This window comes from Pseudomonas sp. P4_D7, from assembly GCF_056401755.1.
Genome location: NZ_JBFUIR010000011.1, coordinates 62,995 through 88,509, shown reverse-complemented (window position 1 = coordinate 88,509; position 25,515 = coordinate 62,995). Strand labels below are relative to the sequence as shown.

The following is a 25,515-nucleotide window of genomic DNA, read 5'->3' as shown; positions in this document are numbered from 1 at the left end:
GCTGCTGCACGTTACAGGAGCTGTAGCTGCGCCGCCGACAAATGGTTTTCGAGGTGGCAAAAAGGGGGCCAAGCCCCCTTTTTGCTTACTGAGTCAACGCCAGGGCGTTAATTACTCAGCTGCAGCCTGAGTTTCTTCAGCTGCGAATTCTACAGTGCCGCCAGCAACATTGTTGCGACCACGGATCACTGCGTCAGCCATCGAACCCATGTACAGCTGGATAGCGCGGATTGCGTCATCGTTGCCTGGGATGATGTAGTCAACGCCTTCCGGGCTGCTGTTGGTGTCGACAACGCCGATTACCGGGATGCCCAGCTTGTTGGCTTCGGTGATCGCGATGCGCTCGTGGTCAACGTCGATCACGAACAGTGCGTCTGGCAGACCGCCCATGTCCTTGATGCCGCCCAGCGAACGATCCAGCTTTTCCAGGTCACGGGAGCGCATCAGCGCTTCTTTCTTGGTCAGCTTGGCGAAAGTACCGTCTTCGGCTTGAACTTCAAGGTCACGCAGACGCTTGATGGAAGCACGAATGGTTTTGAAGTTGGTCAGCATGCCGCCCAACCAGCGGTGATCGACGTACGGCGAACCGCAACGTGCTGCTTCTTCAGCAACGATCTTGCCAGCGGAACGCTTGGTGCCGACGAACAGAATCTTGTTTTTGCCCTGGGCCAGACGCTCTACGAAAGTCAGAGCTTCGTTGAACATTGGCAGGGTTTTTTCAAGGTTGATGATGTGAATCTTGTTACGCGCGCCGAAAATGTACTTACCCATTTTCGGATTCCAGTAACGGGTTTGGTGACCGAAGTGCACACCGGCCTTCAGCATATCGCGCATGTTGACTTGGGACATGATAGTTCCTTAATAAGTCGGGTTTGGCCTCCACGTATCCCAATGACCAACCAGTGGCATAAAGCCAAAAGCACCCAGGTCATCGTGTCGACACGTGTGTGGATTTAAGCTTTTCGGGGTATCCCCGGAAAGCGGCGCATTTTATACCACAGGGTGCGCAGAAACGGAACCCGGAATCTGTATTCGCACCAAGGACATGGGCGCAGCCCCCTTGGAATCGGCCCCGAACGCACCATTGTATAGAGAGAAGCGATGCACGCGGGCGCTGAATTGCGCCGTGCGTCTGTTAGAATCGCGTTTTTCAGGGTCGCCAATCGAACACTCGCCACCCTATTCGTATCAGCAAGCGCCGCCGAGCGCAGAGAGAGCCTGTATGACCGTCAACCTCAAAACTCCCGAGGACATCGCTGGCATGCGCGTCGCCGGCAAACTGGCCGCCGATGTGCTGGAAATGATTGCCGAACATGTCAAGCCGGGCGTCACCACCGATGAGCTGAACCAGATCTGCCACGACTACATCGTCAACGTGCAGCAAGCCATCCCTGCCCCGCTCAACTACAAGGGCTACCCGAAGTCGATCTGCACCTCGATCAACCATGTGGTCTGCCATGGCATCCCGAACGACAAGCCGCTGAAAAACGGTGACACCCTGAATATCGACGTCACCGTGATCAAGGACGGTTACCACGGCGACACCAGCCGCATGTTCCACGTCGGCGAAGTGCCGGTCTGGGCCGAGCGTCTGTCGCAGATCACCCAGGAATGCATGTACAAGGCGATCGAGATCGTCAAACCCGGCTGCCGCCTCGGCGACATCGGCGAAGTGATCCAGAAGCACGCCGAGAAGAACGGCTTCTCCGTGGTTCGCGAGTTCTGCGGTCACGGCATCGGCAAGGTCTTCCACGAAGAGCCGCAGATCCTCCACTACGGCCGCGCGGGCACCGGCATGGAACTGAAGGCCGGCATGACCTTCACCATCGAGCCGATGATCAACCAAGGCAAGGCCGACACCAAAGTACTGGGCGACGGCTGGACCGCGATCACCAAGGATCGCAAGCTCTCGGCACAGTGGGAACACACCCTGCTGGTCACCGACACCGGCTACGAGATCTTCACCCTGCGCGCCGATGACACCATCCCGCGCGTCTCGGCCTGATCCACACAACGCTCCCAGCCTTATAGAAGGAAAGCCAATCGATGCCGCAGGTGGATCCCGAACTCTTCGACCGCGGCCAGTTCCAGGCTGAACTGGCCCTGAAAGCGAGTCCTATCGCGGCGTTCAAGAAGGCGATCCGCCAGGCTCGCGAGGTGCTCGACACGCGTTTTCGCAATGGCCGCGACATCCGCCGCCTGATCGAAGACCGCGCCTGGTTCGTCGACAACATCCTGCAAAAGGCCTGGGAGCAGTTCAACTGGAGCGAAGACGCCGACATCGCGCTGGTCGCGGTCGGCGGCTACGGTCGCGGTGAGCTGCACCCTTATTCCGATATCGATCTGCTGATCCTGCTGGACAGCGCCGACCACGAAGTTTTCCGCGACTCCATCGAGCGTTTTCTGACGCTGCTGTGGGACATCGGCCTGGAAGTCGGTCAGAGTGTGCGCTCAGTCGACGAATGCGCCGAAGAGGCCCGTGCTGACCTGACCGTCGTCACCAACCTGATGGAAAGCCGCACCATCTGCGGTCCCGAGCGTCTGCGTCAGCGCATGCTCGATGTCACCAGCACCGCACACATGTGGCCGGCCAAAGAGTTCTTCCTGGCCAAGCGCGCCGAGCAAAAAGCCCGTCAYCACAAATACAACGACACCGAATACAACCTGGAACCCAACGTCAAAGGCTCGCCCGGTGGCCTGCGGGATATCCAGACGATTCTGTGGGTGGCCCGGCGTCAATACGGCACCCTGAACCTGCGCGCCCTCGCCGGCGAAGGCTTCCTGGTCGAAAGCGAAAACGCCCTGCTCGCCTCCTCTCAGGAATTCCTCTGGAAAGTGCGCTACGCCCTGCACATGCTGGCGGGCCGCTCAGAAGACCGCTTGCTGTTCGATCATCAGCGCACCATCGCCGGATTGCTCGGCTTTGAAGGCGACGACGCCAAACAGGCCGTCGAAAACTTCATGCAGCAATATTTCCGCGTGGTCATGAGCATCGCCCAGCTCAGCGACCTGATCATCCAGCACTTCGAGGAAGTCATCCTCGCCCCGGAAGACGAAGCGCCGCCACAGCCGATCAACTCGCGCTTCCAACTGCATGACGGCTATATCGAGGCACGCAACGACAACGTGTTCCGCCGCACGCCGTTCGCCATGCTCGAAATCTTCGTGCTGATGGCTCAGCAGCCAGAAATCAAAGGCGTGCGCGCCGACACCATTCGTCTGCTGCGCGAGCACCGTCACCTGATCGACGACAACTTCCGCAACGATATCCGTAACACCAGCCTGTTCATCGAGCTGTTCAAGTGCAAGATCGGCATCCACCGCAACCTGCGCCGGATGAACCGTTACGGCATTCTCGGGCGTTATCTGCCCGAATTCGGTTTTATCGTCGGGCAGATGCAGCACGACCTGTTCCACATCTATACGGTCGATGCGCACACGCTGAACCTGATCAAGCACCTGCGCAAATTGCAGTACACCCAGGTCTCGGAGAAATTTCCGCTGGCCGCCAAACTCATGGCCAAACTGCCTAAGCCCGAACTGATCTACATGGCGGGCCTGTACCACGACATCGGTAAAGGCCGGCATGGCGATCACTCGGAGATCGGCGCAGTCGATGCCGAGGCGTTCTGCCAGCGTCATCAGTTGCCGGTGTGGGATAGCCGTCTGATTGTCTGGCTGGTGCAGAACCATCTGGTGATGTCGACCACCGCGCAGCGCAAGGACTTGTCCGACCCGCAAGTGATTCACGACTTTGCCCTGGCCGTTGGCGATGAAACCCGCCTCGACTATCTCTACGTGCTGACCGTGGCCGACATCAACGCGACCAACCCGACACTGTGGAACTCGTGGCGCGCCAGCCTGTTGCGCCAGCTCTACACCGAGACCAAGCGCGCCTTGCGCCGTGGCCTGGAAAACCCGGTGGACCGCGAAGAGCAGATCCGCCAGACCCAAAGCGCCGCGCTGGATATTCTGGTGCGTGGTGGCACCGACCCGGACGATGTCGAGCAACTGTGGGCGCAATTGGGCGATGACTATTTCCTGCGCCACACCGCCGGCGACGTGGCCTGGCACAGCGATGCGATCCTGCAGCAACCGGTCGATGGCGGGCCGCTCGTACTGATCAAGGAAACCACCCAGCGCGAGTTCGAGGGTGGCACGCAGATCTTCATTTATGCACCGGACCAGCATGATTTTTTCGCCGTGACCGTGGCGGCGATGGATCAGCTCAACCTGAACATTCACGACGCCCGGGTCATCACCTCGAGCAGCCAGTTCACCCTCGACACCTACATCGTGCTCGACAACGAAGGCGAATCCATCGGCGACAACCCGGCACGGGTCAAGCAGATCCGCGAAGGCCTGACCGAAGCCCTGCGCAACCCGGACGATTACCCGACGATCATCCAGCGCCGCGTACCGCGCCAGCTCAAGCATTTCGCCTTTGCGCCGCAGGTCACCATCCACAACGATGCGCAGCGTCCGGTGACCGTGCTGGAATTGACCGCCCCTGATCGCCCGGGCCTGCTGGCACGGATCGGCGGGATTTTCCTCGAGTTCGACCTGTCGCTGCAGAACGCCAAGATTGCGACCCTCGGCGAGCGCGTGGAGGACGTCTTTTTCATCACCGACGCCCACAACCAGCCGTTGTCCGACCCGTTGCTGTGCAGCCGTTTGCAGGATGCGATCGTTGAGCAACTGAGCGTCAATCAGGAACCCGATATCAAACTGTCGCGCCTCAGTATTTGATGGCGCCCCGGATTCAAATGGCTTTGCACGAGACCCAGCCCCAATGAACAACGCTCTGAACCAGCTCCAGCCGTACCCGTTCGAAAAGCTCCGCGCCCTGCTCGGCACCGTGACCCCGAACCCGGACAAACGCCCGATCGCCCTGTCGATCGGCGAGCCGAAACATCGCTCGCCAAGCTTTGTCGCCGAAGCGCTGGCCAACAGTCTGGATCAGATGGCCGTCTACCCGACCACCCTCGGTATCCCCGCACTGCGCGAAGCCATCGCCGGCTGGTGCGAGCGTCGTTTCGGCGTACCAAGCGGCTGGATCGATCCGGCGCGCAACGTGTTGCCGGTCAATGGCACCCGTGAAGCGCTGTTCGCGTTCACCCAGACCGTGGTCAACCGTGGCGACGATGCGTTGGTGGTCAGCCCGAACCCGTTCTACCAGATCTACGAAGGCGCCGCGTTCCTCGCCGGGGCCAAGCCGCACTACCTGCCGTGCCTGGACGAGAACGGCTTCAACCCGGATTTCGATGCCGTTTCGCCGGACATCTGGAAACGTTGCCAGATCCTGTTCCTCTGCTCGCCGGGCAACCCGACCGGCGCGCTGATCCCGGTCGACACCCTGAAAAAACTGATCGCCCTGGCCGACGAATACGACTTCGTGATCGCCGCCGACGAGTGCTACAGCGAGTTGTACTTCGACGAACAAACCCCTCCGCCAGGCCTGCTGACGGCTTGTGTCGAACTGGGTCGCAAGGATTTCAAGCGTTGCGTGGTGTTTCACAGCCTGTCCAAGCGTTCCAACCTGCCGGGCCTGCGCTCTGGCTTTGTTGCCGGCGATGCCGACATCCTCAAGGGCTTCCTGCTGTATCGCACCTACCACGGCTGCGCGATGCCGGTACAAACGCAACTGGCCAGCGTGGCGGCGTGGAATGACGAAGTGCATGTGCGCGCCAACCGTGCGCTGTATCGCGAGAAATTCGATGCGGTGCTGGAGATCCTCAGCCCGGTGATGGACGTGCTGCGTCCGGATGGCAGCTTCTACCTGTGGCCGAACGTGCAAGGTGATGACGCCGCATTCTGCCGCGACCTGTTTGAGCAAGAGCACGTGACCGTGGTGCCGGGTTCTTACCTGTCCCGCGACGTCGACGGCGTCAACCCGGGCGCAGGCCGTGTGCGCATGGCGCTGGTTGCCCCCCTGGCCGAATGCGTCGAAGCCGCCGAACGGATTCGCGCCTTCATCACTCGCCAGCAGTAATCATCAAGAGTCCGCACCAGCCATCTGGTGCGGACTCTTGCTGGGTTATTTGACCTTCCCCAGATTAGCCTCACTCAAATCCAGATCGGCCAACACTTCTCTGAGGACGTCATCACCTATCTGGTGATGACGACTGAGGCTATAGAGCTCCAGACGCTGTGCCCTGAGCGCTTTCAGGCGCATGCGCCGCTCGAGTAAATCCATCTGAAACGCGAGGGCCTGCGCTTCGGCGGAATCGTTGAAGACATCCAGTTGATGGCGATATTCGGACATGATCCGCGCCTTCAACTCGGCGGACAAAGCGGCCTGAGCAGCGTCCTGCGGAGTGGTTTCCTCTGTCTCTAGCGCATGAATTGCCGCTTCCGCGGTTTTGCGCCAGGCATCGCGCACTTCCTGGCGCCGCTTGTCGTCCGGGCTTTTTTCGATGCCGCGCAACAGCAGAGGCAGCGCGATACACGCCGAAACCAGCGACAGCAGAATCACTCCGGCGGCGATGAAAATCAGCAGATCACGCTCGGGAAACGCGTCCGTCCCCATCAACATCGGCACCGACATCACGCCGGCCAGCGTTACTGCACCGCGCACACCGCCGACAGTCAGCAGCCAGCAGGAGCGCGCGGTCGGGACTTGCGTCAGCTCGCCCTTGCCGCGCAAGCGTCGCAACAGCACCGATAGACGCCAGATGCTCTGCACCCAGACAAACCGCAACAACACCAGCGCAAGAAAAATCGCCACAACATCGAGGCAGCGATAGAACAACGTCGGCCACAACGTCGGCTCGTGACTGACCACGGCTTTGATGATGTCCGGCAATTGCAGGCCGAGCAGGAGGAAAATCAAACCGTTGAAAGCGAACTCCAGCAGCGACCAGACGCTGCGATTGAGCAAGCGGGTGCTGGTCTGCCGAGGCAACAGATCAAGCCAGCTCTGCATCATCCCCGCCGCCACGGCCGAGAGAATGCCCGAGACGCCAAGACGCTCGGCCAACACATAAGCCGCGAACGGCAGCAACAACATGAACACCACGTGCGTCGCCGGATCATCCCAGCCACGGGCAATCATCCACGCCCGCAAGCGCCCGACCAGCCAGCTCAAGGCCACACCGACCGCCAACCCGCCGAGCGCCACCAGGACGAAAGTCAGGCTGGCATTGGTCAGCGAGAACACGCCTGTGATGGCCGCCACCAGGGCGAACTTGAACGTCACCAGACCGGAGGCATCGTTCATCAGCGCCTCGCCCTGCAATATATGCATCAACGGGGTCGGCAAGCGATTTTGCGAAATGGCCGACACCGCCACGGCGTCCGTCGGCGACAACACTGCCGCCAGGGCGAAGGCCACCGGCAGCGGAATTGACGGCAATAACCAATGAATGAAGTAGCCGGCGCCGACCACGGTAAACAGTACCAGCCCGACGGCCAGCGTCAGAATCGGTCCGCGCAGTTGCCAGAACTCACGCTTGGGCATGCGCCAGCCATCGGAAAACAACAAGGGCGGCAGGAACAGAAACAGGAATAATTCGGGATCGAGGGCCACGTGCAGACCCAGGGTCGGCCAGGCGAGCAAGGCGCCGGCGGCGATCTGCACCAATGGCAGCGGCAACGGGATGACCCGTCCGACCAGCCGCGAGACGCTGACCAGCATCAGCAGGATCAGGACGGTGTAAGCAGTTTGCATATAGCGGAAATCTCAGACAATCGACAGCGTTGAACTGCCATATTAGCCGCTTAGGATGCGTCTGACCGTTGCACCTATGTCGCAGCCTGGAACACCGCCCATTGTGGGTGCGAGCCTGCTCGCGAATGCGGTCGTTCATCGAACAGAGATATTGACTGACAGGGCCTCTTCGCGAGCAAGCTCGCTCCCACAGGGTTTTGCATTACCAAATCGACCTGAGGCGCCGCGAACCGGTTTGGTCATGGCATAATCCGACACCATTTTTCTCCAGCACCTGTAAAGGGGGCGATTCCTTGACCGTTTCAAGTAAAACGTTGCACCTTTTCGGCATCAAAGCCTGCGACACCATGAAGAAGGCGCGCACCTGGCTCGATGAACACGCTGTCAGCTACGACTTTCACGATTACAAAACCGCCGGCATCGACCGTGAACACCTGACCCAATGGTGTGACGAACACGGCTGGCAAACGGTGTTGAACCGCGCAGGCACGACCTTTCGCAAACTCGACGACGAACGCAAAGCCGATCTCGACCAGTCGAAAGCCATCGAACTGATGCTCGCTCAACCCTCGATGATCAAGCGCCCGGTGCTCGATCTCGGTGACCGAACCCTGATTGGCTTCAAGCCAGACATCTACGCGGCCGCGCTCAAATAAGCAGCCCGTCACTTATTGCTAGAGGTATTCACATGTCCAACTCCCTGTTCAGCATCGCCTTTGGTGTCGGCACTCAGAACCGTCAAGGCGCCTGGCTGGAAGTGTTCTACGCCCAGCCACTGCTCAATCCGTCGGCCGAACTGGTCGCTGCCGTTGCACCGATCCTCGGTTACACCGCAGGCAATCAGGCCATCACCTTCACCACCGCGCAGGCTGCGCAACTGGCTGAAGCCGTGAAAGGCATCGACGCCGTACAAGGCAAGCTGCTGACGCGTCTGGCCGAGAGCCACAAGCCGCTGGTCGCCACCCTGCTGGCCGAAGACGCGCAACTGACCTCGACACCTGAGGCTTACCTCAAGCTGCATCTGCTGTCGCACCGTCTGGTCAAGCCGCACGGCGTGAGCCTGGCCGGGATCTTCCCGCTGCTGCCGAACGTAGCGTGGACCAGCCAAGGCGCCATCGACCTGAGCGAACTGGCGGAAATGCAACTGGAAGCCCGTCTGCGTGGTGAGCTGCTGGAAGTGTTCTCGGTGGACAAGTTCCCGAAAATGACCGACTACGTGGTACCGGCTGGCGTGCGCATCGCTGACGCCGCGCGTCTGCGTCTGGGTGCTTACGTGGGCGAAGGCACCACCGTGATGCACGAAGGCTTCATCAACTTCAACGCCGGCACCGAAGGCCCGGGCATGATCGAAGGCCGCGTTTCCGCTGGCGTATTCGTCGGCAAGGGCTCGGACCTGGGCGGCGGTTGCTCGACCATGGGCACCCTGTCGGGCGGCGGCAACATCGTGATCAAGGTCGGCGAAGGCTGCCTGATCGGCGCCAACGCCGGTATCGGTATCCCGTTGGGCGACCGCAACACCGTTGAGTCGGGCCTGTACGTGACGGCCGGTACCAAGGTTGCCCTGCTGGACGAGCACAACAATCTGGTTAAAGTTGTAAAAGCGCGTGAGCTGGCCGGTCAGACTGACCTGCTGTTCCGTCGCAATTCGGAAACCGGTGCTGTGGAGTGCAAAACCCACAAATCGGCGATCGAACTGAACGAAGCGCTGCACGCTCACAACTAAGCAGCACATTGATAACCTGTGGGAGCGAGCCTGCTCGCGAAGCTTTTGGCGTCCTCAAGGACGCCTTCGCGAGCAAGCTCGCTCCCACAGTGTCTTGTGTACATCCCGCCCAAGTTCACAGGGCTGAACAAATGATGATTCCCTCCCCGTGGCGTGCCGATTTCCCGGCCATCGCCGCGCTGCAACGGCAAGACCAGACCTATCTGGACAACGCCGCCACCACGCAAAAACCCCAAGCCCTGCTCGACGCACTGACGCATTACTACGCCAACGGCGCGGCCAATGTGCATCGTGCGCAACACCTGCCCGGCGCTCATGCCACGCAGGCGTTCGAGGACAGTCGGCTGAAGGTTGCCCAGTGGCTGAATGCCGATGACAGTGGGCAAATCATCTTTACTCACGGCGCCACCAGTGCGCTGAACCTCCTGGCGTATGGCCTGGAACATCTTTTCCACCCGGGCGATGAAATTGTCATCAGCGCCCTGGAGCATCACGCCAACCTGCTGCCGTGGCAGCAACTGGCCCAACGGCGAAGTCTCAAACTGGTGATCCTGCCGCTGGATGCCGACGGTCTGATCGACCTTGCTGCCGCTGTGCACCTGATCGGCCCGCGCACGCGCTTGCTGGCGGTCAGTCAGTTGTCCAACGTGCTCGGTTCGTGGCAGCCATTGCCGGCGTTGCTGGGCATGGCCAAGGCGCACAACGCGCTGACCGTGGTCGATGGCGCGCAAGGCGTGGTGCATGGTCGGCATGACGTGCAGGCGCTGGGTTGCGACTTCTACGTGTTTTCCAGCCACAAGCTGTACGGCCCCGATGGCCTCGGCGTGCTGTTCGGACGCAACGCTGCGCTTGAACAACTGAAGCCCTGGCAGTTCGGCGGTGAGATGGTGCTGGAAGCCAACTATCACGACGCGCGTTTCCGCCCGGCGCCGCTGGGCTTCGAGGCGGGCACACCGCCGATTGCCAGTGTGATCGGCCTTGGCGCGACGCTGGATTATCTGGCCGGTCTGGATCAGGACGCGGTGTCCGCCCACGAGACTGCGCTGCATGACTATCTGCTGCGTGGCCTTGCCGCCCGTAACGGCATTCGTTTGCTCGGAAATCCGCAATTGGCGCTGGCGAGTTTTGTCGTTGAAGGTGTGCATAACGCCGATCTCGCGCATCTTTTGACCGAGCAAGGGATCGCGGTGCGCGCCGGGCATCACTGCGCGATGCCGCTGCTGAAAAGCTTCGAACTGGCTGGGGCGATTCGGGTGTCGCTGGCGCTGTACAACGATTCCGAGGATCTGGAACGCTTCTTTGAAGCGCTGGATCAGGCGCTGGAGTTGTTGCGATGAGTTTGCCGGTCGAGGCCGCCGAGGCGCTGCAGACTTTTCAGAATGCTGCGGGCTGGGAACAACGGGCGCGGTTGTTGATGCAGTTTGGTGACCGTTTGCCGCCACTGAGTGACGCCGACAAGTGCGAGGCTAACCGAGTGCATGGCTGTGAGAGTCAGGTCTGGCTGGTTGGTGAACTGCACGACGGTCACTGGCAATTCAGCGCCAGCAGCGATGCGCGGATGATTCGTGGGTTGGTGGCGTTGTTGCTGTTGCGGGTTAACGGGTTGTCGGCGACTGATTTAAAGCAAATCGACTTGCCTGATTGGTTTAATCAGCTCGGCCTGTCGCGCCAGCTATCGCCATCGCGCAGCAATGGCCTGAATGCTGTGCTCCAGCGGATGAATGAGTTGGCACTTTAAAGCGGCTGCTTCGCAGCCATCGCGAGCAGGCTCACTCCTACAATTGGAACGCATTCCCCCTGTAGGAGTGAGCCTGCTCGCGATAGGTCCATCAGCCCCAGCATCAAACCTCAGGCTTAATGCGATCCGCCGGGCGCCGCACACCTGCGACAATCTTGTCCACAGCCTTGGTCGCCGCAACCATGCCGAACGTTGCCGTCACCATCATCACCGCACCAAATCCGCCGGCGCAGTCGAGCTTCACACCGTCACCGACAAAACTCTTCTGCAAACAAATGCTGCCATCCGGCTTCGGATAACGCAGTTGTTCCGTGGAGAACACACACGGCACGCTGTAATGGCGGGTCACGGTGCGCGAAAAACCATAATCACGACGCAACGTCGAACGCACTTTCGAGGCCAACGGGTCGTTGAACGTGCGGTTGAGATCGCACACCTGAATCAGCGTCGGATCGATCTGCCCGCCCGCACCGCCGGTAGTGATGATCTGGATCTTGCGGCGCTTGCACCAGGCAATCAGCGCAGCCTTGGCGTTGACCGCGTCGATGCAGTCGATCACGCAGTCGATGTTCGGCGTGATGTATTCGGCCATGGTGTCGCGGGTGACGAAATCCGCCACGGCGTGCACCGTGCAATCCGGGTTGATCCCGCGCAGACGCTCGGCCATCACTTCGACCTTGGGCTTGCCGACGGTGCTGTCCAGCGCGTGCAACTGGCGGTTGGCGTTGCTGACGCAAACGTCATCAAGGTCGAACAGCGAAATTTCGCCGACGCCACAACGGGCCATGGCTTCCGCCGCCCAGGAACCGACGCCACCGACGCCGACGATCGCCACATGGGCCGCGCGCAAGCGTTCCATGCCTTCGATGCCATACAAACGGGCGATGCCTGCAAACCGCGGATCTTCTGTACTCATGACCATTACCCCAAAAACCGGCGCGCATTATAGGGCTACACAGCGACAAGTTTTAAGCTTCGAACTACAAGTGTAAGAACTTAAGTCAAAGTCGGCTGCCCAATGTCGGGCATTTCCCTGTCTGATGTACGACTTGCGAACTGCCGGTGTAGGATGCGCGCCCCTCGGGCGTATAGCCGACCGATCCTCCGTTCCACAGCCTTTGGAACCCGAAATAGCTATGTCATCGCGTAAATTTGGACTCAACCTGGTGGTGGTTCTGGCAATCGCCGCCCTGTTCACCGGTTTCTGGGCGCTGATCAATCGCCCGGTTTCCGCGCCGAACTGGCCGGAGCAGATCTCCGGTTTCTCCTATTCGCCGTTCCAGCAGGGACAATATCCGCAAAAAGATCAGTACCCGACTGACGACGAAATGCGCCGCGACCTGGAGATCATGAGCAAGCTGACGGATAACATCCGCATCTACTCGGTCGACGGTTCGCTGCAAGACATCCCGAAACTGGCTGAAGAATTCGGCCTGCGCGTGACGCTGGGGATCTGGATCAGCCCGGATCAGGAGCGCAACGAACGGGAAATCACCCGTGCCATCGAACTGGCCAACACCTCGCGCAGCGTGGTTCGCGTGGTGGTCGGTAACGAAGCGATCTTCCGCAAGGAAATCACCGCCCAAGAGCTGAGCGTGCTGCTCGATCGCGTGCGCGCAGCGGTGAAAGTGCCGGTGACCACCTCCGAGCAATGGCACGTCTGGGAAGAACACCCGGAACTGGCCAAACACGTTGACCTGATCGCTGCGCACGTTTTGCCGTACTGGGAGTTCATTCCGGTCGACAAGGCCGGCCAGTTCGTTTTTGATCGCGCTCGCGATCTGAAAAAGCTCTTCCCGAAAAAACCGCTGCTGCTCTCCGAGGTCGGCTGGCCGAGCAACGGTCGCATGCGTGGCGGTGCCGATGCGTCGCCGGCGGATCAGGCGATCTACTTGCGCACACTGGTCAACAAGCTCAACCGCCAAGGCTTCAACTACTTCGTGATCGAGGCGTTTGACCAGCCATGGAAGGCCAGCGACGAAGGCTCGGTCGGCGCGTACTGGGGCGTGTTCAACGCTGCGCGTCAGCAGAAATTCAACTTCGAAGGCCCGGTGGTCGCGATCCCGCAGTGGCGCGTGCTGGCGATCGGTTCGGTGGTGCTGGCGCTGTTGTCGCTGACCCTGCTGATGATCGACGGCTCAGCATTGCGTCAGCGTGGGCGGATCTTCCTGACCTTTATCGCCTTCCTCTGTGGTTCGGTGCTGGTGTGGATCGGTTACGACTACAGCCTGCAATACAGCACGTGGTTCAGTTTGACCGTCGGCTTCCTCTTGGCGCTGGGTGCACTCGGGGTGTTTATCGTTTTGCTCACCGAAGCGCATGAACTGGCCGAAGCGGTGTGGATTCACAAGCGGCGGCGTGAGTTCCTGCCGGTCGAGGGCGACTCCAGCTATCGCCCGAAAGTCTCGATCCATGTGCCGTGCTACAACGAGCCGCCTGACATGGTCAAACAGACCCTCGACGCCCTCGCCGCGCTCGATTATCCGGACTACGAAGTCCTGATCATCGATAACAACACCAAGGACCCGGCGGTGTGGGAGCCGGTGCGCGATTACTGCGAAACCCTCGGCCCACGCTTCAAGTTCTTCCACGTCTCGCCGCTGGCCGGTTTCAAGGGTGGCGCGCTGAACTACCTGATTCCGCACACCGCCAAAGACGCTGAAGTGATCGCGGTAATCGACTCCGATTACTGCGTGCACCCGAACTGGCTCAAGCACATGGTGCCGCACTTCGCTGACCCGAAAATCGCCGTGGTGCAGTCGCCGCAGGATTATCGCGATCAGAACGAAAGCACCTTCAAGAAGCTCTGCTACGCCGAATACAAAGGCTTCTTCCATATCGGCATGGTCACTCGTAACGACCGTGACGCGATCATCCAGCATGGCACCATGACCATGACCCGCCGCTCGGTGCTGGAAGAATTGGGTTGGGCTGACTGGTGCATCTGTGAAGACGCCGAACTCGGTCTGCGCGTGTTCGAGAAAGGCCTGTCGGCGGCGTATTACCACGACAGCTACGGCAAGGGCCTGATGCCGGATACGTTTATCGACTTCAAGAAGCAGCGTTTCCGCTGGGCCTACGGTGCGATTCAGATCATCAAGCGCCACACCGGCAGCCTGCTGCGCGGCAAAGACACCGAGCTGACCCGTGGCCAGCGTTACCACTTCCTCGCGGGCTGGTTGCCGTGGGTTGCGGACGGCATGAACATCTTCTTCACCGTCGGCGCGCTGTTGTGGTCGGCGGCGATGATCATCGTGCCGCAACGAGTCGATCCGCCGCTGCTGATCTTCGCGATCCCGCCACTGGCGCTGTTCGTGTTCAAGGTCGGCAAGATCATCTTCCTCTACCGTCGCGCCGTCGGCGTGAACCTGAAAGATGCCTTCTGCGCGGCACTGGCCGGGCTGGCGTTGTCGCATACCATCGCCAAAGCGGTGCTGTACGGTTTCTTCACCAGCAGCATTCCGTTCTTCCGCACGCCGAAAAACGCCGACAACCATGGTTTCTGGGTGGCGATTTCCGAAGCGCGCGAAGAGCTGTTCATCATGCTGCTGTTGTGGGGCGCGGCGCTGGGGATCTTCCTGGTCAACGGCATGCCGAGCAACGACATGCGTTTCTGGGTGGTGATGTTGCTGGTGCAGTCGCTGCCGTATCTGGCGGCGCTGATCATGGCGTTCCTGTCGTCGCTGCCGAAACCGGCGGCTGCAGCGGAACCGGCGCCGGTCGTCTAAATCCTCATCGAAGCACTAAACGGCGGCCAATGGTCGCCGTTTTGCTTTAAGATAACCGCCATTTTGCGGGGCTTGGCGGCGTTCGGCTCATTGGCCGAACCCAATTCCTGTAGGTTAGTCCGCGCCCACATTCATGATCTTCGGAGTTTTCCATGACGGCCCACGCCGACCTTTCGCCGACCCTCCAACTCGCCATCGACCTGATCCGCCGTCCGTCCGTGACGCCGGTCGACGCCGATTGCCAGAAGCAGATGATGCAGCGCCTGGGCGATGCCGGTTTCAATCTCGAGCCGATGCGCATCGAAGATGTGGATAACTTCTGGGCCACCCACGGCAACAACGACGGCCCGGTGCTGTGCTTCGCCGGCCACACCGACGTGGTGCCGACCGGCCCGGTCACGGCTTGGCAGATCGACCCGTTCAACGCGCTGATCGACGAACACGGCATGCTCTGCGGCCGTGGCGCGGCGGACATGAAAGGCAGCCTGGCGTCGATGACCGTCGCCGCCGAGCGCTTTGTCGCTGACTACCCGAACCACAAGGGCAAGGTCGCGTTCCTGATCACCAGCGACGAAGAAGGCCCGGCGCACCACGGCACCAAGGCTGTGGTCGAGCGTCTTGCTGCGCGTAACGAGCGTCTGGACTGGTGCATCGTTGGGGAACCATCGAGCACCACTTTGGTTGGCGACGTGGTGAAGAACGGCCGTCGCGGCTCGCTCGGTGCCAAGCTCACCGTCAAAGGCATTCAGGGTCACGTGGCCTATCCGCATCTGGCGAAGAACCCGATCCACCTCGCCGCTCCGGCGCTGGCCGAACTGGCTGCCGAGCACTGGGATCACGGCAACGATTTCTTCCCGCCGACCAGTTTCCAGATCTCCAACGTCAATTCCGGCACTGGCGCGACCAACGTGATTCCGGGTGATCTGGTGGCGGTGTTCAACTTCCGCTTCTCCACCGAATCGACCGTCGAAGGCCTGCAGAAACGCGTGGCCGATATTCTCGACAAGCACGATCTGGACTGGCACATCGACTGGGCACTGTCCGGCCTGCCGTTCCTCACCGAACCAGGCGCGCTGCTCGACGCGGTGTCGGCGAGCATCAAGGACATCACCGGTCGTGAGACTAAAGCGTCGACCAGCGGCGGAACGTCCGACGGCCGTTTCATCGCGACCATGGGCACGCAAGTGGTTGAACTGGGCCCGGTCAACGCGACCATTCACCAGGTCAACGAACGCGTTCTGGCCGCCGATCTCGATGTGCTGACCGAGATCTACTACCAGACCCTGATCAAGTTGCTCGCCTGATGCTCGCTTGCCCCATCTGCAGTGAACCGCTGAACACAGTGGACAACGGCGTGGTCTGCCCCGCCGGCCATCGCTTCGACCGTGCGCGACAGGGTTATCTGAACCTGTTGCCGGTACAGCACAAGAACAGCCGTGATCCTGGCGACAACCAGGCCATGGTCGAAGCACGCCGGGACTTCTTGAACGCAGGGCATTACGCGCCGGTGGCCAAGCGTCTGGCCGAGCTGGCGGCGAGTTATGCGCCGGATCGCTGGGTCGATATCGGTTGTGGCGAGGGTTACTACACCGCGCAGATCGCCGAGGCCTTGCCGAACGCTGACGGCTACGCACTGGACATTTCCCGCGAAGCGGTCAAACGTGCCTGCAAACGTAATCCGGCGATCACCTGGTTGATCGCCAGCATGGCCCGCGTGCCGTTGGCGTCGGGCAGTTGCCAGTTTCTCGCCAGCGTTTTCAGTCCCCTGGACTGGGAAGAAGCCAAGCGGCTGCTCAGTGTCGGCGGCGGTCTGATGAAAGTCGGCCCGACCAGCGGCCACCTGATGGAGTTGCGCGAACGTCTTTATGACGAAGTGCGCGAATACACCGACGACAAGCATCTGGCCCTGGTGCCGGAAGGCATGACGCTGGCGCACAGCGAAACCCTGGAATTCAAGCTGACGCTGGACAAGCCTGAGGATCGCGCCAACCTGTTGGCGATGACACCTCACGGCTGGCGCGCCAGTGCCGAGCGCCGTGCGGCGGTGATCGAACAGGCCGAGCCGTTCGTGACCACCGTGTCGATGCGCTACGATTATTTCGTTCTTCAATAACTTTTGGTCTCGGGCGAGTGCCCGGGGCCGGCTAAATCCGCGAATGGATTTTTCAGACCCGCAGTGAGGACATCCATGCGCCAACCGGACATCGAGATTTACCTGAAAGACGCCGACGTCGACCACAAGGCCATTTCGGCCTGGCTGGGCGAAGCGTTGGGCCCGTGCAGTGACTGGGTACAGAAAGGCCAGACTTACAAATGCACGGCCGGCAACGTGCCGGTGACCTGGCTGCCGAAAGCCGTGGGCAAGTGGAACAGCCTGTACCTCGAAAGCGACCAGACCCCATGGGACGACGACATCGCCTGCGCCCGCGCCGCCTTTGCTGCGCTAAACGTCGAAGTGCGTTGCGCGCCGGGGACGTGGGTTGAAGAGGAAGGTGAAGAGACGGCGGACCGCTGGATGCGTATCAGCGCAGACGGTGAAGAAGAAATCACCTGGAAAACCGCCTGAAAGCAAAAGATCGCTGTCTCGGACAGCGATCTTTCGACCTTGAAATTACAAGTTACACCCTGAATAGCTCCCTCAGTTCCAGTTGCCCACCGCTTGATCGGCTTTTATGAATTCAAACCGTGCGGAATCGGCAGTTGTTCGGGGCATCGTCAGCTTGATAATCGGTATTGCCTTGCTGGAATACTTGTAAAAATCCTCCTGGTTGAACCGGGCAGCCGCCAAACCATTACTCGTATAAAAGAATGCCTTGATTGGAATGGTCGTATGGATGTTCTGTGGCCATGTCGCCAGACGGATTTCATTCCACGAGTTGAACGACTCGGCCCCCATTAACTTCATGGCCAGTATTCCCTGATAAAACGCATTGGCTGCAAGCGTTCCCTGGCCGGGTCGGACATTGAACCCACACTGCCGCTGGTATTTCCAGCCTGTGGGTCCTTGGTTGTAATGGGTGAGCCATCCTGCAGCAGTGGTAATTCCCTGCTGCTCGCATGAGCGACTGACCGTCGGATAATTACTGGATACACCACAGCCCTGATCGCCCCTTATATCACTGCCTCCGTCTATGGGAAAAATGCATAGAACCTGAACTTCCACACTCCCCGCCGGGCGCTGCTGAAGTGGAAAAAAGACGAAACCACTGGTGTTTGGATAGTTGGAGGGAAATCCTTTGAAGTGCGCATCTTTACGCAAGTAAAAAAATGAAACTCCTCCATTCTGCTGCGAAAGCGGACTGGGGTTCCAGGCGCGATAAGCCGTACCGTTGATCGTCGCCCGCAATATGACACCCGAGCACAACGCCGCTGGTAGCGAAGCACTGCCGCAATTTTGTCGCGTATCGGCGTACTGTGCATTGAGATCATTGGCAACGCGTTGCCCATCTCCTCCCGGCTCCGTACCGATTACCCGCACGGGCAGCGCTGACGAGGTAATCAGATTGCCCGCGCCACCCACCTTGTAGGTGTAAGTGAGGTTAAACGTACGACCCTTGTTTTCGGTGATCCAGGCTTTGGGCAACTTGAAGGTCAGCGTGCCTGCGGTGGATACGGTCTGGATCGGTGCATCACGCAACGCCACACCGGTCAGGCGYACRCCGACRGTRTCYTTCGCTGCCAGGCTCGGATAACTGACCTGRACGTTGGCTTCGGTRCCGAGCGTGTCGACGTTCAACTCACCCGTCGGTGCTTCGACCACYTTGAATACGTTCTGGCCCTGAGCACTGACCACGCGAATGCTCAGTGGCGACGAGGTAATCAGACTGCCCGCGCCACCTACCTTGTAGGTATAAGTGAGGTTGAACGTACGACCCTTGTTTTCGCTGATCCAGGCTTTGGGCAACTTGAAGGTCAGCGTGCCTGCGGTGGACACGGTCTGGATCGGCGCATCACGCAACGCCACACCGGTCAGGCGYACRCCGACRGTRTCCTTCGCTGCCAGGCTCGGATAACTGACCTGGACGTTGGCTTCGSTRCCGAGCGTGTCGACGTTCAACTCACCGACTGGCGCTTCAACCACTTTGAATATCGAAGATTGCGCGTCAAACGTATTCTGAGTTTCGTTCTGTGATGGTGATGACTGAACCGTCATTGCCCGGAAGCCGGGTTGCGCAACCTCTGAGGGAGTGGGTTGCACCGAGCATCCAACAACTCCCATTATCAGAAAAATCGAAACACTCTTCCACATGGCCGCTTTCCTCTCGAACAGACAACGCCCTGGAAACTCTGATTCACAGGGATTTTGTTCCGCGAAGGTAAGCGTGAGAAAAAAAGACGTCTACTGTCATAACTGACAGGGTGATTGTTTATACAGCATTGAGTTCAGGACTTTCTCGCCCCAAAAAAGATCGCAGCCTGCGGCAGCGCCTTCAGGGTCATGTGCACACCCGTAGACTGCGATCTTTTGATCTTCAAGGTTACAGGCCTACAACATCCTCAGCCTGCAAACCCTTCTCGCCAGTAATCACTGCGTATTCAACCTGCTGGCCTTCAGTCAGCGACCGATGCCCTTCGCCGCGAATCGCGCGGTAGTGCACGAACACGTCCACCCCGTCTTCGCGCTGGATAAAGCCGTAGCCCTTGGCGTCGTTGAACCACTTCACGTTGCCGGTTTCACGTGTTGCCATCTGTTCATACTCCTTTTTTATTATTGGACAGGCTTTTCGCAGGAAAGCCTTTGCGGAACGTCAGCCTGCGTCCGACGTCCATAAAAGGCCCCCGGCGACAGACCGCCGAGTATATGACAGGTGCGGAAAGTCTCAACAGGAGATTAGTTCGCCGCTTTTTTGCCGATTTTCGCCCAATACGGCAAACTGTCGCCCTCCCGAGCAACCGCTCGGTTTATCCACTCACGCAGAAGCCGTATGACCCGTTCCCCGTTCCGCCGTCTAGTGTTTGGCACCTTGCGCCGACTGTTGTACCTCTGGGTTCGCTCGGAAACGATCAACCAGTCGTCGCTCACCCTCAACCTCGACCGCAGTCGTCCGGTGTTCTACGTCCTGCAAAACCCTTCGCTGACCGATCTGGCCGTGGTCGATACCGAGTGCACCAAGGCCGGCCTGCCACGTCCGGTGCTGCCGGTGTCGGTGGGTTCGCTGATCGAACCGGCGGCGTTTTTCTACCTGACGCCGGATCCGGACTGGCTCGGTCGCCAGGACAAGCGCGGCGCACCGCCGACCCTGACCCGACTGGTCAGTGCCCTGACGCAGAACGCCGCCGAAGACGCGCAGATCATTCCGGTCAGCGTGTTCTGGGGCCAGTCGCCGGACAGCGAAAACAGTCCTTGGAAATTGTTGTTCGCCGACAGCTGGGCGGTTACCGGGCGCCTGCGGCGCCTGTTGAGCATCATCGTGCTCGGGCGTAAAACTCGCGTGCAGTTCTCCGCGCCGATTCATCTGCGCGAATTGATCGAGCACAACAAGGGCCACGAGCGCACCGTGCGCATGGCCCAGCGCATCCTGCGCGTGCACTTCCGCAATCTGAAAGCGGCGGTGATCGGCCCGGACATTTCCCACCGCCGCAATCTCGTCAAAGGCCTGCTCAACCAGCCGCTGGTCAAGCAAGCGATCCTCGACGAAGCCGAGCGCGAAAACATCTCCGCGGAAAAAGCCAAGGCTCAGGCCCTGCGCTATGGCAACGAGATCGCCTCGGACTACACCTACACCGCGATCCGCTTCCTCGAAGTGGTGCTGAGCTGGTTCTGGAACAAGATCTACGACGGCATCAAGGTCAACCACATCGAAGGCGTGCAGAAGGTCGCGCAAGGTCACGAAGTGATCTACGTGCCGTGCCATCGCAGCCACATCGACTACCTGCTGCTCTCATATCTGCTGTTCCGCAACGGCCTGACCCCGCCGCACATCGCCGCCGGGATCAACCTGAACATGCCGGTGATCGGCAGCCTGCTGCGCCGTGGCGGTGCGTTCTTCATGCGCCGCACGTTCAAGGGCAATCCGCTGTACACCTCGGTGTTCAACGAATATCTACACACGCTGTTCACCAAAGGCTTCCCGGTCGAATACTTCGTCGAGGGTGGCCGCTCGCGCACCGGCCGCATGCTGCAACCGAAAACCGGCATGCTCGCCATTACGATGCGCAGCTTCCTGCGTTCGTCGCGGATGCCGATCGTGTTTGTGCCGGTGTACATCGGCTATGAGCGCGTGCTGGAGGGTCGCACCTACCTCGGCGAATTGCGTGGCGCGAGCAAGAAGAAAGAATCGATCTTCGACATTTTTAAAGTCATCGGCGCGCTCAAGCAGCGTTTCGGTCAGGTTGCGGTGAACTTCGGTGAGCCGATCAAACTGGCGGAGTTCCTCGACGCCGAGCAACCGGACTGGCGCCAGCAGGAACTCGGCCCGCAGTACAAACCGGCATGGCTCAACGAGACCACCAATCGCCTCGGCGAAAAAGTTGCGCAGCATTTGAACGAAGCCGCTGCGATCAACCCGGTCAACCTCGTGGCGCTGGCACTGCTGTCGACTACGCGTCTGGCGCTGGATGATCGCGCCATGGCGCGAGTGCTGGATCTGTATCTGGCGCTGCTGCGCAAAGTCCCGTACTCGCCGCATACCACGCTGCCGGAAGGCGACGGCCGTGCGCTGATCGAGCATGTGAAAGACATGGACCTGCTCGCCGAGCAGAACGATGCGCTGGGCAAGATTCTCTATCTGGACGAGCAGAATGCCGTCCTGATGACCTACTACCGCAACAACGTGCTGCACATCTTCGCGTTGCCTGCACTGCTGGCGAGCTTCTTCCAGAGCGCTTCGCGCATGAGCCGCGAACAGATCCTGCGCTACACCCGCGCGCTGTATCCGTACCTGCAATCTGAGCTGTTCATTCGCTGGACGCTGGACGAACTGGACGGTGTGGTCGATCAGTGGCTGGAAGCGTTCGTCGAACAAGGCCTGTTGCGTTTCGAGAAAGACGTCTATCTGCGTCCGGCACCAAGTTCGCGGCATTTCGTGCTGCTGACGCTGCTGTCGAAGAGCATCGCCCAGACCTTGCAGCGCTTCTACATGACCGTGTCCTTGCTGCTCAACAGCGGCCAGAACAGCATCAGCGCCGAAGAACTGGAAGACCTCTGCACGGTCATGGCCCAGCGCCTGTCGATCCTCCATGGCTTGAATGCCCCGGAGTTCTTCGACAAGAGCCTGTTCCGTCACTTCATCCAGACAATGCTCGACCTCGACGTGCTGCGCCGCGACGAGGCCGGCAAACTGAGTTATCACGAACTGCTTGGCGAGCTTGCCGAAGGTGCAGCCAAACGCGTGTTGCCGGCGGAAATTCGACTGTCGATCCGCCAGGTTGCGCTGCATCGCAGTGAAGATGCTGCCGATCAGGTCATCACTCAACCCGAGACCTGATGCAAACCCTGTGGGAGCGAGCCTGCTCGCGAAGACGGAGTGTCAGACAACTGAAATGTTGAATGCTAAACCGCTATCGCGAGCAGGCCCGCTCCTACAATTGAATGGAGAACATCATGAAAAAACTGACTCTGCTCGCCGCCGCAACACTGATCAGCGCCTGCCAGTCGACCACACCTGCCGGCAAGGTCGGCCTCGACGGTGAAGTGTTCTACCTGCAGCGCATCGCCCTGCCTCCGAGCGCGACCCTCAGCGTCAGCCTGCAAGACGTCTCGCTGGCAGATGCGCCAGCCGTGGTACTGGACGAGCAAAAAGGTCCGGTCAAAGGCCAGGTGCCGCTGCCCTTCCACTTGAGCTACGATCCAGCGCAGATCAAACCTGGCCACCGTTACTCGGTCAGCGCGCGCATTGAAGTCAACGGTGAGTTGATGTTCATCACCACCGAAAACCATGCCGTGCAACTCGACGGCAACGACCCGCAGCCGCTGAAAATCCGCGTCGACGCCGTTCGTTAATTCACTTTCTGCAACAAGGAAGCCGCCATGTTCCGCCCTACCCTTCGCTTCGCCGGCCTGTGCGCAGGCCTGATGATCTCCGCCAGCGCGCTGGCCCTGTCGCTCAGTGACCTGTCGCAAACAGACGCCACCGGCGGCCTCAAGGATGCCCTGACCCAAGGCGCACAAATCGCCGTCAAGCAACTGGGCACCCCCGGCGGCTTCAGCAACAACCCGGACGTGAAGATCGAACTGCCGGGCAAACTCGGCAAAGCCGCGAGCAAAATGAAAGCCTTCGGCATGGGTGCTCAGGTTGAAGAACTGGAAACCGCGATGAACAAAGCGGCGGAAAGCGCTGTAACTCAAGCCCAGCCCATCCTCGTCGACGCCGTGAAGAAAATGAGCGTGGCAGACGCCAAAGGCATCCTCAGCGGCGGCAAGGACTCGGCCACGCAATACCTCGACAAATCCAGCCGCGAACAGATCCGCGCCAAGTTCCTGCCGATCGTCAAACAGGCGACCGACAAGGTTGGCGTAGCACAGAAGTACAACTCGTTCGCTGGTCAGGCTGCTGCGTTTGGCGTTGTCGATGCGAAGAGTGCCAACGTTGAGATTTACGTGACCGAGCAGGCGCTGAATGGCTTGTTCGAGATGATCGGCAAACAGGAAGAAACCATTCGCCAGAACCCGGCTGCTGCAGCGACCAGTTTGGCGAAGAAGGTATTCGGCACGCTCTAAGCAGTCAGAGCACGGGGGCGAATCCACTCGCTCCCGTGCTTCACTCCACGTAAGGGACTACGTAAAAAGAACACCCACTCTCGTCCCATCCTCTTTTTCTCAAAAACCTGTAACTGGTCCAGCCCCTTCAGAACCAAAGCCGCCTCGCGGTGCGAGCAAACAAAATTTTCCGCCACATTGCTCGCTGTGAACTCCTTCGCCACCCCGTTTTTTGCCGCCTGATACACCGCGTGTTGTTTTTTCGTCATCTGATCGAAGCAGCCAGAATTCGTCAGCCAGCGCTCGAACTCTTCGGCGTAGGCCACGCTCTCGCGATAAACATCCGTAAACCCGAGCACCGCTCGCTGAATGACCGAACACTGGAACTCGATGAAATAAGTCAGATCCAGCTCATCCGCCTCTGTATGCAGATATGAGCGCCCGTATTTCACCGGCGCATTACGCAGTAACAAACTGATCGCAACGTAGCGAAACGCCGCAAACTCGTTCTTGAACATGAACCAGTAAAACAACGCCCTTGCGACCCGCCCGTTGCCGTCACGAAAGGGATGTTCGTAACCCAAGGCAAAGTGCAGCGTAATTGCCTTGATCAGCGGATGCAGATAGCTCTTCTCTTGCGGTGAGCCGTCGGGCAGGTTGACCCACTGCGACAGTCGCTCCAGCCGCAATACCAATCCTGCTGCAGGTGGTGGTCGGTGCACGGTGTTGCCCGCCCCGTCCTGAACGACCACTTCGTCATTGATCCTGAACACCCCGGGGGAATACTGCTCGTCATCAATGCCCTCGACCCCCACCCGATGAATCGCTGCGATCAGATCCACGCTCATGGGTTCGTAACGTCTCTCCCAGGCAAAATTCATCATCCGGTAATTACCCATCACCATGCGTTCATCCGGAGTACGGGGCAGACGCTGCTGCTTGAGCATGTCCTTGGCTACGCGCGTGGTGGTCGCCGCGCCCTCCAACTGACTACTGGCGATGGCCTCGTCTTCGATCAGATCGTTCAGCAGATAACTGAAATGCGCCCGCTCGCCGATCTGGCTGGTCATGAATTCCAGCGCGGCCGTACTGGCCTGCCGATCGACGATGGAGATGGTTTTCTGTGCCAAAGGGGTCAACAGATACTTGCCCCACTGCACCGGCTCGCCCAGCGGCAGAAGGTCGATGTACTGGGCCGCCCGCGCCTTCTTGACCAACGCCCAACACAGTTTGGCATCCAGCCCCGCCGCCCAGCGATAACGCAACGCTTCAAATGGCAGATAACGCCCTTGATCATCGAGCGGCTTGAGCAGCGCAAGATAATCCGCCAGACGATGCTTGTGGGGCGGGCGCACCAGCAAATCGAACACCGGGTCGGATCGGCCCTTCAAGGATGGAGGCTTTTTCATCAAGGCGGACTCAAGGACTCTGGAAAAGCAGAGGCTTGAGTACAGCATTAGCGGCACTCTGGCTCAATATCAGAGGTTTCTGAAAAAGATGTAGGAAGTCGCGGGAGCAGAGCGAGCAATGGATATTCAGACAGACAGGTAGCGACTGACGTGCTGTCATCGCTGGCAAGCCAGCTCCCACAATTTGAACTGGGTGCATTCAGGCAGAGGATCGTTGGATTTCAGAACGCCTTCGCGAGCAGGCTCACTCCTACAGTTGGATTGCGTACATCTGCAAAAAACACGTCAGCTGTCAGGCCGCCTTCGCGAGCAGGCTCACTCCTACAGTTGGATTGCGTACATCTGCAAAAAACAGGTCGGCTGTCAGGCCGCCTTCGCGAGCAAGCTCGCTCCCACAGTTGGATTGCGTACATCTGCAAAAAACAGGTCAGCTGTCAGGCCGCCTTCGCGAGCAAGCTCGCTCCCACAGTTGGATTGCGTACATCTGCAAAAAACAGATCGGCTGTCAGGCCGCCTTCGCGAGCAAGCTCGCTCCCACAGTTGGATTGCGTACATCTGCAAAAACCTGGTCGGCTGTCAGGCCGCCTTCGCGAGCAGGCTCACTCCTACA

General features: G+C 59.6%; 20 protein-coding genes. 14 read left to right on the top strand and 6 right to left on the bottom strand.

The features are described 5' to 3' along the window. Positions 1-111: 111 nt before the first annotated feature. Positions 112-849, bottom strand: a complete 738-nt coding sequence (gene rpsB, locus AC1DVF_RS10145) for a 30S ribosomal protein S2 (RefSeq protein WP_003222119.1) — start codon at positions 847-849, stop codon at positions 112-114. 373 nt (positions 850-1,222) lie between these two features. Here rpsB and map point away from each other — a divergent pair, with 373 nt between their 5' ends. Genes map through dapC form a run of 3 tightly spaced genes read left to right on the top strand, consistent with a single transcriptional unit; the run spans position 1,223 to position 5,992 of the window. Beyond that, entirely contained in the window at positions 1,223-2,005 is a 783-nt protein-coding gene (map, locus tag AC1DVF_RS10140; protein ID WP_007908857.1) for a type I methionyl aminopeptidase, read from the top strand. Between the two features lie 41 nt (positions 2,006-2,046). Next, positions 2,047-4,749 (top strand): [protein-PII] uridylyltransferase, encoded by a 2,703-nt coding sequence (locus tag AC1DVF_RS10135; RefSeq protein WP_477782406.1) that lies wholly within the window; start codon positions 2,047-2,049, stop codon positions 4,747-4,749. 43 nt (positions 4,750-4,792) lie between these two features. Next, positions 4,793-5,992: a succinyldiaminopimelate transaminase gene (gene dapC / locus AC1DVF_RS10130; protein WP_477782405.1), complete on the top strand. Its 1,200-nt coding sequence runs from the start codon at positions 4,793-4,795 to the stop codon at positions 5,990-5,992. 45 nt (positions 5,993-6,037) lie between these two features. Here the strand turns inward: dapC and AC1DVF_RS10125 are convergent, their stop codons facing one another. Then, positions 6,038-7,669, bottom strand: coding sequence for a Na+/H+ antiporter (locus AC1DVF_RS10125; protein WP_116254572.1), 1,632 nt, complete (start codon positions 7,667-7,669; stop codon positions 6,038-6,040). Between the two features lie 293 nt (positions 7,670-7,962). Between AC1DVF_RS10125 and AC1DVF_RS10120 the strand changes: the two genes are divergently transcribed. From AC1DVF_RS10120 to AC1DVF_RS10105, 4 genes are all read left to right on the top strand, one after another. Then, positions 7,963-8,325: an ArsC family reductase gene (locus AC1DVF_RS10120; RefSeq protein ID WP_003222107.1), complete on the top strand. Its 363-nt coding sequence runs from the start codon at positions 7,963-7,965 to the stop codon at positions 8,323-8,325. Between the two features lie 32 nt (positions 8,326-8,357). Further along, positions 8,358-9,392 (top strand): 2,3,4,5-tetrahydropyridine-2,6-dicarboxylate N-succinyltransferase, encoded by a 1,035-nt coding sequence (gene dapD / locus AC1DVF_RS10115; RefSeq protein ID WP_093436607.1) that lies wholly within the window; start codon positions 8,358-8,360, stop codon positions 9,390-9,392. Between the two features lie 131 nt (positions 9,393-9,523). Continuing rightward, on the top strand, positions 9,524-10,729 hold the full coding sequence (locus AC1DVF_RS10110; RefSeq protein ID WP_477782404.1) for an aminotransferase class V-fold PLP-dependent enzyme: 1,206 nt from the start codon (positions 9,524-9,526) through the stop codon (positions 10,727-10,729). Further along, on the top strand, positions 10,726-11,130 hold the full coding sequence (locus AC1DVF_RS10105; protein ID WP_257357104.1) for a SufE family protein: 405 nt from the start codon (positions 10,726-10,728) through the stop codon (positions 11,128-11,130). Before AC1DVF_RS10110 ends, AC1DVF_RS10105 begins: the two co-directional genes overlap by 4 nt. Before the next feature lie 103 nt (positions 11,131-11,233). Here AC1DVF_RS10105 and tcdA read toward each other — a convergent pair whose 3' ends face one another. After that, on the bottom strand, positions 11,234-12,052 hold the full coding sequence (tcdA, locus tag AC1DVF_RS10100; protein ID WP_093436616.1) for a tRNA cyclic N6-threonylcarbamoyladenosine(37) synthase TcdA: 819 nt from the start codon (positions 12,050-12,052) through the stop codon (positions 11,234-11,236). A 214-nt stretch (positions 12,053-12,266) separates the two neighbouring features. Here tcdA and AC1DVF_RS10095 point away from each other — a divergent pair, with 214 nt between their 5' ends. From AC1DVF_RS10095 to AC1DVF_RS10080, 4 genes are all read left to right on the top strand, one after another. Next, positions 12,267-14,858, top strand: a complete 2,592-nt coding sequence (locus AC1DVF_RS10095) for a glycosyltransferase (RefSeq protein ID WP_093436619.1) — start codon at positions 12,267-12,269, stop codon at positions 14,856-14,858. 152 nt (positions 14,859-15,010) lie between these two features. After that, positions 15,011-16,162, top strand: coding sequence for a succinyl-diaminopimelate desuccinylase (gene dapE, locus AC1DVF_RS10090; RefSeq protein ID WP_093436622.1), 1,152 nt, complete (start codon positions 15,011-15,013; stop codon positions 16,160-16,162). Then, complete coding sequence (locus tag AC1DVF_RS10085) at positions 16,162-16,971, top strand: putative RNA methyltransferase (RefSeq protein WP_477782403.1); 810 nt, start codon at positions 16,162-16,164, stop codon at positions 16,969-16,971. The genes dapE and AC1DVF_RS10085 overlap by 1 nt, the downstream gene beginning before the upstream one ends. A 75-nt stretch (positions 16,972-17,046) precedes the next feature. After that, positions 17,047-17,424 carry a hypothetical protein gene (locus AC1DVF_RS10080; RefSeq protein ID WP_093436628.1) on the top strand — a complete coding sequence of 126 codons (378 nt, stop codon included), beginning with the start codon at positions 17,047-17,049 and terminating at the stop codon, positions 17,422-17,424. Between the two features lie 72 nt (positions 17,425-17,496). Here the strand turns inward: AC1DVF_RS10080 and AC1DVF_RS10075 are convergent, their stop codons facing one another. Continuing rightward, positions 17,497-19,107, bottom strand: coding sequence for a hypothetical protein (locus AC1DVF_RS10075; RefSeq protein ID WP_477782402.1), 1,611 nt, complete (start codon positions 19,105-19,107; stop codon positions 17,497-17,499). A gap of 229 nt (positions 19,108-19,336) precedes the next feature. Continuing rightward, on the bottom strand, positions 19,337-19,546 hold the full coding sequence (locus tag AC1DVF_RS10070) for a cold-shock protein (protein WP_007908870.1): 210 nt from the start codon (positions 19,544-19,546) through the stop codon (positions 19,337-19,339). 237 nt (positions 19,547-19,783) lie between these two features. Between AC1DVF_RS10070 and plsB the strand changes: the two genes are divergently transcribed. From plsB to AC1DVF_RS10055, 3 genes are all read left to right on the top strand, one after another. Continuing rightward, on the top strand, positions 19,784-22,285 hold the full coding sequence (gene plsB, locus AC1DVF_RS10065; RefSeq protein ID WP_460089989.1) for a glycerol-3-phosphate 1-O-acyltransferase PlsB: 2,502 nt from the start codon (positions 19,784-19,786) through the stop codon (positions 22,283-22,285). A 116-nt stretch (positions 22,286-22,401) separates the two neighbouring features. After that, positions 22,402-22,800 carry a YbaY family lipoprotein gene (locus AC1DVF_RS10060; RefSeq protein WP_477782401.1) on the top strand — a complete coding sequence of 133 codons (399 nt, stop codon included), beginning with the start codon at positions 22,402-22,404 and terminating at the stop codon, positions 22,798-22,800. A 27-nt stretch (positions 22,801-22,827) separates the two neighbouring features. Further along, complete coding sequence (locus tag AC1DVF_RS10055; protein WP_477782400.1) at positions 22,828-23,517, top strand: DUF4197 domain-containing protein; 690 nt, start codon at positions 22,828-22,830, stop codon at positions 23,515-23,517. Here the strand turns inward: AC1DVF_RS10055 and AC1DVF_RS10050 are convergent. Then, positions 23,514-24,905, bottom strand: coding sequence for a Fic family protein (locus tag AC1DVF_RS10050; RefSeq protein WP_099758116.1), 1,392 nt, complete (start codon positions 24,903-24,905; stop codon positions 23,514-23,516). The genes AC1DVF_RS10055 and AC1DVF_RS10050 overlap by 4 nt on opposite strands. Positions 24,906-25,515: the final 610 nt, after the last annotated feature.

What these genes read in the sequence shown, in the direction of transcription:
- dapE (WP_093436622.1), top strand. Translation starts at nt 15,011, where the DNA reads ATGACGGCCCACGCCGACCTTTCGCCGACCCTCCAACTCGCCATCGAC.
- AC1DVF_RS10070 (WP_007908870.1), bottom strand. Translation starts at nt 19,546, where the DNA reads ATGGCAACACGTGAAACCGGCAACGTGAAGTGGTTCAACGACGCCAAG.
- AC1DVF_RS10085 (WP_477782403.1), top strand. Translation starts at nt 16,162, where the DNA reads ATGCTCGCTTGCCCCATCTGCAGTGAACCGCTGAACACAGTGGACAAC.
- dapD (WP_093436607.1), top strand. Translation starts at nt 8,358, where the DNA reads ATGTCCAACTCCCTGTTCAGCATCGCCTTTGGTGTCGGCACTCAGAAC.
- rpsB (WP_003222119.1), bottom strand. Translation starts at nt 849, where the DNA reads ATGTCCCAAGTCAACATGCGCGATATGCTGAAGGCCGGTGTGCACTTC.
- AC1DVF_RS10080 (WP_093436628.1), top strand. Translation starts at nt 17,047, where the DNA reads ATGCGCCAACCGGACATCGAGATTTACCTGAAAGACGCCGACGTCGAC.
- AC1DVF_RS10105 (WP_257357104.1), top strand. Translation starts at nt 10,726, where the DNA reads ATGAGTTTGCCGGTCGAGGCCGCCGAGGCGCTGCAGACTTTTCAGAAT.
- AC1DVF_RS10095 (WP_093436619.1), top strand. Translation starts at nt 12,267, where the DNA reads ATGTCATCGCGTAAATTTGGACTCAACCTGGTGGTGGTTCTGGCAATC.
- AC1DVF_RS10125 (WP_116254572.1), bottom strand. Translation starts at nt 7,669, where the DNA reads ATGCAAACTGCTTACACCGTCCTGATCCTGCTGATGCTGGTCAGCGTC.
- plsB (WP_460089989.1), top strand. Translation starts at nt 19,784, where the DNA reads ATGACCCGTTCCCCGTTCCGCCGTCTAGTGTTTGGCACCTTGCGCCGA.
- dapC (WP_477782405.1), top strand. Translation starts at nt 4,793, where the DNA reads ATGAACAACGCTCTGAACCAGCTCCAGCCGTACCCGTTCGAAAAGCTC.
- tcdA (WP_093436616.1), bottom strand. Translation starts at nt 12,052, where the DNA reads ATGGTCATGAGTACAGAAGATCCGCGGTTTGCAGGCATCGCCCGTTTG.
- AC1DVF_RS10060 (WP_477782401.1), top strand. Translation starts at nt 22,402, where the DNA reads ATGAAAAAACTGACTCTGCTCGCCGCCGCAACACTGATCAGCGCCTGC.
- map (WP_007908857.1), top strand. Translation starts at nt 1,223, where the DNA reads ATGACCGTCAACCTCAAAACTCCCGAGGACATCGCTGGCATGCGCGTC.
- AC1DVF_RS10055 (WP_477782400.1), top strand. Translation starts at nt 22,828, where the DNA reads ATGTTCCGCCCTACCCTTCGCTTCGCCGGCCTGTGCGCAGGCCTGATG.
- AC1DVF_RS10050 (WP_099758116.1), bottom strand. Translation starts at nt 24,905, where the DNA reads ATGAAAAAGCCTCCATCCTTGAAGGGCCGATCCGACCCGGTGTTCGAT.
- AC1DVF_RS10110 (WP_477782404.1), top strand. Translation starts at nt 9,524, where the DNA reads ATGATGATTCCCTCCCCGTGGCGTGCCGATTTCCCGGCCATCGCCGCG.